Genomic DNA, 7,810 nt, shown 5'->3' with positions numbered 1-7,810 from the left:
AGCGCGACGCCAGAGGAAATCACGGGCGCGGTGACCCCTGCATAGTAGAGCGCGGTGGGGCCGATATTGGAGCTGCGCGTCTTGTTGACGAGGCGCTTGATGTCCTTGTCACGAAGGCGGCCGGAGGCGCAAAACGGTTGCGCGGACTCGTCTGCCTTGGCGTGTGTATCGAGGCGGGCAAGCTGCATAGGCTCGTCGTAGCAGCGGAAGCTTAACCGCAGATGGAAAAAGCCGGGAAAAACTCCCGGCTTCTCTCAGTTTATAAAGCTCGATTACAGCGTCCTAGTCGAGTGTGCGTTCGATCATCTCGACTTCAAAACACTCAATCTTGTCGCCTTCGCGGATGTCTTCGTATTTTTCGAAGGCCATGCCGCATTCCATGCCGGAGGTCACTTCCGAGACTTCATCCTTGAAGCGTTTCAGCGTTTTCAGCTTGCCTTCATGGATGACGACATCGTCGCGCAGCAGGCGGACACCGCAGCCGCGTTTCACGACGCCTTCGGACACCTTACAACCGGCAACCTTGCCAGCCTTGGTGATATTGAAGACTTCCAGGATATCGGCGTAGCCAATGAAGCTCTCGCGCTTCTCTGGGGCCAGCATGCCGGACAGGGCGTCTTTCACATCGTCGATCAGATTGTAGATCACCGAATAGTAGCGGATCTCCACGCCTTCCTTCTCAGCAAGCTCGCGGGCCTGCTTGTTGGCGCGGACGTTGAACGCAAAGACCGGCGCTCCTGAGGACTTGCCGAGCAGGATATCGCTCTCGGAAATACCGCCTGCGGCGCCATAGATGACATTGGCACGGACTTCGTCGGTCGAGATGTTTTCCAGCGAATGCGTGATCGCTTCGACAGAGCCCTGGACATCGCCTTTGACCACGATGGGCAGTTCGGAAACTTCCGTGCTGTCCTTGAGGTTGTTCATCAGCGATTCCAGCGATGCGCGTGACGAGGCAACGCCCTGCTTCTGGCGCTCCATACGCTGGCGATACTCTGTGATTTCGCGGGCGCGCGCTTCACTGTCGACGACATTGAACATGTCGCCGGGCTCTGGCGCGCCATCGAGGCCGAGAATTTCAACCGGGACAGCAGGGCCCGCGTCTTTCAGCTGTTGGCCACGCTCATTGATCAGCGCTCGGACCTTCCCCCACTGCTTGCCAGCGACGACGATTTCGCCGCGCTCCAGCGTGCCGCGATTGACGAGGACGGTTGCAACCGGCCCGCGGCCCTTGTCGAGCTGCGCTTCGACGACAATGCCGTCGGCTGCGCGGTCGGGATTGGCCTTGAGCTCAAGAAGCTCGGCCTGGAGCGAGATGGCTTCGGAGAGTTCATCGAGGCCGGTGCGCTCTGTTGCCGACACTTTGATCGCCTGAACTTCACCGCCCATCGATTCGACCTGGATGTCGTGCTGAAGCAATTCGGTCAGCACATTGTCCGGGTTGGCATCCGGCTTGTCGCACTTGTTGACAGCGACGATGATCGGCACTTCGGCGGCCTTCGAGTGTTTGATCGCCTCAATGGTTTGCGGCATGACGCCATCATCAGCTGCCACAACAAGGATCACGATGTCGGTGACGTTCGCACCGCGTGCCCGCATGGCGGAGAAGGCGGCGTGGCCCGGTGTGTCGAGGAAGGTGATCCTGTCACCGCTCTCGAGCTGAACCTGATAGGCACCGATATGCTGGGTGATCCCGCCCGCTTCGCCAGCGACGACATCCGTCGAGCGCATGGCATCGAGCAGGGAGGTCTTGCCGTGGTCGACATGACCCATCACGGTCACGATCGGGGCGCGCGGCTTCAGATCCTTCGCATCATCGTCATCGCCCTCAAGGCCGATTTCGACGTCGGATTCGAGAACACGTTTGACCGTATGGCCGAATTCCTCGGCGATCAGTTCTGCAGTGTCGGCGTCGACGATATCGTTGGCGCGCATCATTTCGCCTTGGCGCATCATGTATTTGACGACGTCGGCCACGCGCTCATTCATCCGCTGCGCGAGATCTTGGAGCGTGATGGTCTCCGGAAGGGTGACTTCGCGGGAGACCTTCTCTTGCGGCTCGTTGCCCTGACGGCGCTCGCGTTCACGTTCACGGGCGCGGCGGACAGAGGCGAGAGAGCGCTGGCGGTCAGTGTCGTCGCCGAGTGCGCTTGCAATTGTCAGCTTGCCGCGGCGGCGTTTGGAATCGCCTCCACGTCCGCGTGATGAACTGCTGTCACCATAGTCGCGGTCCGTCCCGCCCTTGCGGGATTTCTTGTTCCGGCCCTGGGCAGGCTCCGGGATGGGCATGTCCGGCGCAGCGGCTGCGGCAGGCTCGGCACGGCCGGTCCGGTCGTCGCGGCGTGGTTCTGATTTCTTCTTCTTGGCTTCGGCCTCTTCGCGTGCCTTGCGCTCTTCGTCAGCCTTGCGACGCGCTTCAGCTTCTTCGCGTTCCTTGTCTTCCTGGACCTTGCGTTCCTGTTCAGACAGAAGACGTTCGCGGGCAGCTTCCTGGCGTTTCTGTTCGGCTTCGCGCTTCTGCTCGGCTTCCCGGCGTTGCAGCAGCACTTTCTGGCGCGCGACCAGTTCCTCTTCGGTAATACCAAGCTTCCTCGCCGCTTCGGCGAGCTTGGATGCCTTTCCACCAGAAGACGATGCAGGGGGCTTCGACGCAGGCGCCTTGTTGCTGGCAGGCCCGCCGCCGGGTCCAACAATCTTGCGCTTCTTCGTCTGGACAATGACCTGTTTCGATCGGCCATGGCTAAAGCTCTGCTTGACCGTCCCGCTAGATCCGCGGGAGACGGTCAGGGGCTTGCGTCCACCTGAATTGCCGTTGTCTTTCGTATCGCTCATGCGACTCCATATACCTACATGTTTGCCGGCAGAGGCCACTCCCCTGCCGTTTTGTCTCTACCGATCCCGACCAGAGAACCAGTCTTGTTCCGGTGCTGTCCTGAACCCGGTCAGCCTTTGATAGGCTGTATCAAACGAGTTCGACAGCGGGCCCTTCTGCAGCAGGCCGTGTATCACACGCGGCCTGCCAAAGGCCATGCCCAATTCTGCAGATGATAGCGCACCTGCTACTCTGGGGCTGTCATACATCGCCTTGGCAAGAAAATGAACCTTGTTACGGCCATCTTCACTGCCATCGCTTGCTTCCAGCAAGTAGCCCGGCGCATCTTTTCTTAGATAGGCGCGGACCTGGTCAAATCCAAGGATCACCTTACCGGCCTTGCGCGCCATGCCCAGAATGCCGATGCAGCGCTGGACGAGCTGTGCCTCGATGACATCGAGAACCTCAGCTGTGACAGGCGTTTTCGCCTTGAAGGCCCGCGAAAAAGCGTCTGTCTTGACGGCCTTCTCCACGACCGCGCGGTCTGCCTTCAGCCACGCGCCGCGGCCGGGCAGTTTGCCCGAAACGTCTGGTACAGCTTCCCCGTCCGGCGAGCGGACAAAGCGGATCAGCACATCCTGAGGGTAGCTCTCACGCGTGACAGCACACTGGCGGACGGGTCCGCCAGCGGCTTTTTCCTGTGACGCCTTCAGGCGCCGTGACGGCTCATTCTTTTGGATCGGCATCAGCGCCGTCCTCTGCCTGGACATCCTCGGCGGCGAGTGCGTCGAGGTCGAAGATCAGTTCTTCCTCAGCGAGTTCCTCGGCCTCTTCGCTGGCCTTGCCGATTTCGCCAAGGGCCATGAGGGCGCGCTCTTCTTCCGACATATCTGCCGCTTCGCCTTCGGCTTCTGCGACCATGTCGGCTTCGAGCTGGGCAAGCGCTTCCGGCTCGATCCAGCCTGCGGCGACACGTGCGCGCATGATGAAGAGCTGGGCGTCGTCCTTGCGCATTTCGCCCTTCTTCAGGATGCCGTCCTGGAAGACCGGCTTGCCATCCGGGCCAGGCTCACGCCAGCCGGTGATGTCGTCCGGGACGAGACCTGCAACGTCTTCGACATTTTTCACATCGTTCTCGCCGAATTTCACGGCGAAGGCGACATTCATGCCTTCAAGCTCCATCATCTCGTCTTCGACACCCAGTTCCTTGCGGCGGGCATCCTGCTCGGCAGCGAGCTTTTCGAGATATTCGCGGGCGCGTTCCTGGATCTCATTGGCGACTTCAAGGTCGAAGCCTTCAATCGTGATGAAATCTTCAGGCGCGACATAGGCGATCTCTTCAACCGTCTCGAAGCCTTCAGACGCCAGCAGCTGGGCGAGCGTCTCATCCGCGTCGAGCGCCTTCATGAAGAGCTCCGTGCGCATCTGGAAGTCTTTCTGGTAGCGCTCGGAATCGGCGGTCTCTGTTACGAGATCGATCTGCCAGCCGGTGAGCTGGGAGGCGAGACGGACGTTCTGGCCGCGCCGGCCAATTGCCAGCGGGAACTGGTCGTCTGCGACCACGACTTCGACACGCTGCTCGTCTTCGTCGAGCACCACTTTCGACACTTCGGCCGGCTGCAGCGCGTTCACGATGAAGGTCGCGGCGTCATAGTTCCACGGAATGATGTCGATCTTCTCGCCAGAAAGCTCGCCGACAACGGCCTGAACGCGCGCACCGCGCATACCGACACATGCGCCGACCGGATCGATCGAGCTGTCATTGGAAATCACACCGATCTTGGCGCGCGAACCCGCATCACGGGCGCAGGCGCGAATCTCGATGACACCGTCATATACTTCCGGCACTTCCTGGGCGAACAGCTTGACCATGAAGTCAGGATGGGCGCGCGACAGGAAGATCTGCGGGCCCTTGGTCTCGCGGGAGACCTTGTAAAGATAGGCGCGCACGCGGTCATTCGGCTGAAAGTTCTCGCGCGGGATGCCGTCATTGCGGCGGATAATGCCTTCGGCGCGGCCGAGGTCGACGATGACGTGGCCGTATTCGACGCGCTTGACGATGCCGTTGATGATCTCACCGACACGGTCCTTGTATTCTTCATACTGGCGCTCGCGCTCGGCGTCGCGCACCTTCTGCATGATGACCTGTTTGGCGGTCTGGGCAGCGACACGGCCGAAGTCGAAGGGCGGAAGCTCTTCTTTCAGCTCGCCGCCAATTTCCAGATCGCTGTCGATCTTCTTGGCTTCCGAGAGAGCCAGCTGCTGGGCCGGGTCTTCGACCTCGTCATCCGCAACAACGGTCTGGATACGCCACAGGGTCTGCTCACCCGTCTCGCCATCAATCAGCGCGCGGATGTCATGTTCCTGGCCATAGCGGGACTTGGCAGCCTTCTCGATGGCTTCCTGCATGGCTTCGATGACGATCGACTTGTCGATCGCCTTTTCTTCAGCGACCGCTTTCGCGATCTGCAGGATTTCGAGCCGGTTGGCCGATACGCCGACTGCACTCATCTTGATGCTCCACTTTCTTCTTCATTATTATCATCGTCTTCGGTCTCATCCACTTCGAGACCGGAGAAATTCTCGTCATCCGGCTGGGGCGGCAGACCGCCTGCCTGTTTGGCTGCATCGATCAGCTCATCCGTGAGCACGAGGCTGGCCTTGGACATTTCATGGACCTGGGCGACAAGCTCAGTTTCATCATCAAGCTCGATCGCGACGCCATTGTCGTCTTCTCTTTGTATCACACCCTGGAAGCGCCGCCGACCGTTGATCGGCATGGCAAGCTCCACCTTGGCCAGATGACCGGCCCAGCGGCCGAAATCGCCTTCGCGTGTCAGCGGCCGGTCAATACCGGGCGTCGAGACTTCTAGGCGATAGGGATCGCTGACGGGGTCCGCAGCTTCCAGGACGGGAGACATGGCATGAGAAAGCGCAGCGCAATCCTCGACATTGGTCGGCGCGCCGCCGGCTTTCTCGGTCATGACCTGCAGCGTCGGACGTTTGCCGCCCATAAGGCGCACACGCACAATCTCCATGCCGAGGCCGTCTGCAAGCGGCTCGATCAGGGAGAGAATGGTCTTTTCCTGCTGCGTCAGCGCGATCAAGGTTCAAGTGTCTCCGGGACAAAGAAAAGCGGCGGACCCGTTTCCGGACCCGCCGCCGATATGTTTCGACTTGGCGCCTAGATAGTGCTCTGAGGCGCTTTTGTCTAGAGAAGTTTCAGGTCCACGGCCGAGGTCTTGTTACGGCGCTCATCGGTGTAGAGCTCGTATTGGATCGGCGCGTCTTCGGCCAGCGTGCGCATGCCCGATTTCTCAACCGCAGAGATGTGCACGAAGATGTCAGACCCACCGGCGTCCGGCTTGATGAAGCCATAGCCTTTTTGGTCGTTGAACCATTTAACTTTTCCGGTTGCCATAGTGGCTACTCCAGTCTTCTCCCCGCGCCAGACCCACACCGTGTGGACGGTCACGAAGGGTCTCGAAAAACGGGGGAAGTGAAGTCAGTACCGTCGGTCCGACGGGGCCTTGAAAATCAGACCGACCGTATATTCGATACGTATATTATGCCTGAAAGAAAGAGCGTCCGCAATCGGCGCGGCGTGTCATTCCTGAGCCACTGTCGCGCAACGCCAAGTCATCTAGCGCCTGAAATCGAAATAGACCGGCGCGATATCACCGAGATTTTTCGTCTCGTAGCGTGTGCGGACATGGTCTTCCGGCGGGCGGCGCCAGTCATCGGCTTTTGAGGCTTGCCAGTCGAACGCGCCATGCGTCAGGATTTTTTCCAGTGCTTCGTCGGCATAGGATCTGACATCAGTGGCAAAACGCAGCCGGCCGCCGGGCGTCACGATTCGTGAAAGCGCGTCGAGAAAATCAGGCTGGATGATCCGGCGCTTGTGATGCCTTTTCTTCGGCCAGGGGTCCGGGAACAGGATGAAGACGCGGTCGATCGAGGCCTCAGGCAAGAGGTCAACCAGCTCGCGCGCATCCTCGTCCCACAGGCGGACATTCTTCAGCGCCTTCTCTTCAATGTCGGACAGGCATTTGGCGAGGCCCTCGACGAACACTTCGCTGGCAAGGATCCCGACATCCGGGTTGGCTTGCGCCTGCGCACTCACATGCTCTCCGCCGCCAAAGCCGATCTCGAGCCAAACCTCGCCGGGCGACGTCTCAAACAGCGTCGCCGGTGCTTTCAAGGCGTCCGCGTCCGCCGGAATCCGCAGCCGGGGCAAGAGATTATCAACCAAACTCTGTTGTCTTGCAGAGAGCGGACGACCGCCTGTGCGGCCGAAGGAGCGTATCGGTGAGTGTTGGGGATTTTGCATATGGTCGTCGTTCATTCCAGGTCTGCGATCAAAATGCTCAGACAGGCAGCTTCGACCGCTTAAGGATCGGATGGAAATCCTGGGCCGTCTGGTTTATCTTATTCTTCCTAATTACCGCAATCGCGCCGCGCGATGCACATTTCGATACTGCCCACTACCACCTGCACAATGGCTGGTCATTCTGGGCAGGACGGCTTGACCAGGATTTTGCACCGTCGGGGATGCATTCCTTCCTGAACCCGTTCCACAGCGCAATCGTCTGGCTGCTTGTAACAAGTTTGCCAGGTCCGCTGGCAATCGGTCTGCTTGGCTTGGTGCAGGCAGCGATCCTGCCCGGCCTCTATGCGCTTTTGGCTCGGATCGCTTTCCGGCTGGATGTCGACGTCTCACCGGCTGTTCTGTTTGCGATCGCTTTCACATGCTTTGCCAGTCAACCGATGATCATCATGATGTCGAGCGTCCTCAACGATCATTGGGGCGCGGCTACATTCATCTTCGCTCTCGTTTTGCTGGTGCCGCATGACCGTGAACAGCCGGATGTGAGAGCCCTTGTTGTCGGGGCTGCACTCGTGGGGGCGGGATTTGGGATGAAAGTGACGAATGCCATCTATGTGATCGGCTACGCTTCGACCGTTCTTGCCATCATGCCGAGTTGGCAGGCGCGGGTG

At 59.7% G+C, this 7,810-nt stretch carries 7 protein-coding genes and 1 pseudogene; 1 reads left to right on the top strand and 7 read right to left on the bottom strand.

The annotated features are described in order from the left end of the window. The 7 genes and pseudogenes from WA989_RS04810 to trmB all read right to left on the bottom strand — a co-directional run. A pseudogene (locus tag WA989_RS04810) lies at window positions 1-188 on the bottom strand (hypothetical protein); the annotation flags it as partial. 94 nt (window positions 189-282) lie between these two features. Next, on the bottom strand, window positions 283-2,832 hold the full coding sequence (gene infB, locus WA989_RS04805) for a translation initiation factor IF-2 (RefSeq protein WP_424339372.1): 2,550 nt from the start codon (window positions 2,830-2,832) through the stop codon (window positions 283-285). A gap of 57 nt (window positions 2,833-2,889) precedes the next feature. Further along, window positions 2,890-3,558, bottom strand: a complete 669-nt coding sequence (locus WA989_RS04800; protein ID WP_424339371.1) for an RNA-binding protein — start codon at window positions 3,556-3,558, stop codon at window positions 2,890-2,892. Next, on the bottom strand, window positions 3,539-5,323 hold the full coding sequence (nusA, locus tag WA989_RS04795) for a transcription termination factor NusA (protein ID WP_424339370.1): 1,785 nt from the start codon (window positions 5,321-5,323) through the stop codon (window positions 3,539-3,541). Before nusA ends, WA989_RS04800 begins: the two co-directional genes overlap by 20 nt. Continuing rightward, window positions 5,320-5,919 carry a ribosome maturation factor RimP gene (gene rimP, locus WA989_RS04790; protein WP_424339369.1) on the bottom strand — a complete coding sequence of 200 codons (600 nt, stop codon included), beginning with the start codon at window positions 5,917-5,919 and terminating at the stop codon, window positions 5,320-5,322. The genes nusA and rimP overlap by 4 nt, the downstream gene beginning before the upstream one ends. A gap of 104 nt (window positions 5,920-6,023) precedes the next feature. Then, window positions 6,024-6,233 carry a cold-shock protein gene (locus tag WA989_RS04785; RefSeq protein ID WP_424339368.1) on the bottom strand — a complete coding sequence of 70 codons (210 nt, stop codon included), beginning with the start codon at window positions 6,231-6,233 and terminating at the stop codon, window positions 6,024-6,026. Window positions 6,234-6,455: 222 nt separating this feature from the next. Further along, entirely contained in the window at window positions 6,456-7,013 is a 558-nt protein-coding gene (trmB, locus tag WA989_RS04780; protein WP_424339367.1) for a tRNA (guanosine(46)-N7)-methyltransferase TrmB, read from the bottom strand. A gap of 107 nt (window positions 7,014-7,120) precedes the next feature. Here trmB and WA989_RS04775 point away from each other — a divergent pair. Continuing rightward, a partial coding sequence (locus tag WA989_RS04775; protein ID WP_424339366.1) for a hypothetical protein occupies window positions 7,121-7,810 on the top strand: 690 nt, incomplete at its 3' end.

It is taken from the genome of Henriciella sp., assembly GCF_049649345.1.
GTDB lineage: Bacteria > Pseudomonadota > Alphaproteobacteria > Caulobacterales > Hyphomonadaceae > Henriciella.
This window is presented reverse-complemented; position numbering and strand designations above follow the sequence as displayed.

Bases quoted from the DNA above. Each gene is read 5' to 3' on its own strand.
- infB (WP_424339372.1), bottom strand. From the start codon at position 2,832: ATGAGCGATACGAAAGACAACGGCAATTCAGGTGGACGCAAGCCCCTG.
- WA989_RS04785 (WP_424339368.1), bottom strand. From the start codon at position 6,233: ATGGCAACCGGAAAAGTTAAATGGTTCAACGACCAAAAAGGCTATGGC.
- WA989_RS04800 (WP_424339371.1), bottom strand. From the start codon at position 3,558: ATGCCGATCCAAAAGAATGAGCCGTCACGGCGCCTGAAGGCGTCACAG.
- nusA (WP_424339370.1), bottom strand. From the start codon at position 5,323: ATGAGTGCAGTCGGCGTATCGGCCAACCGGCTCGAAATCCTGCAGATC.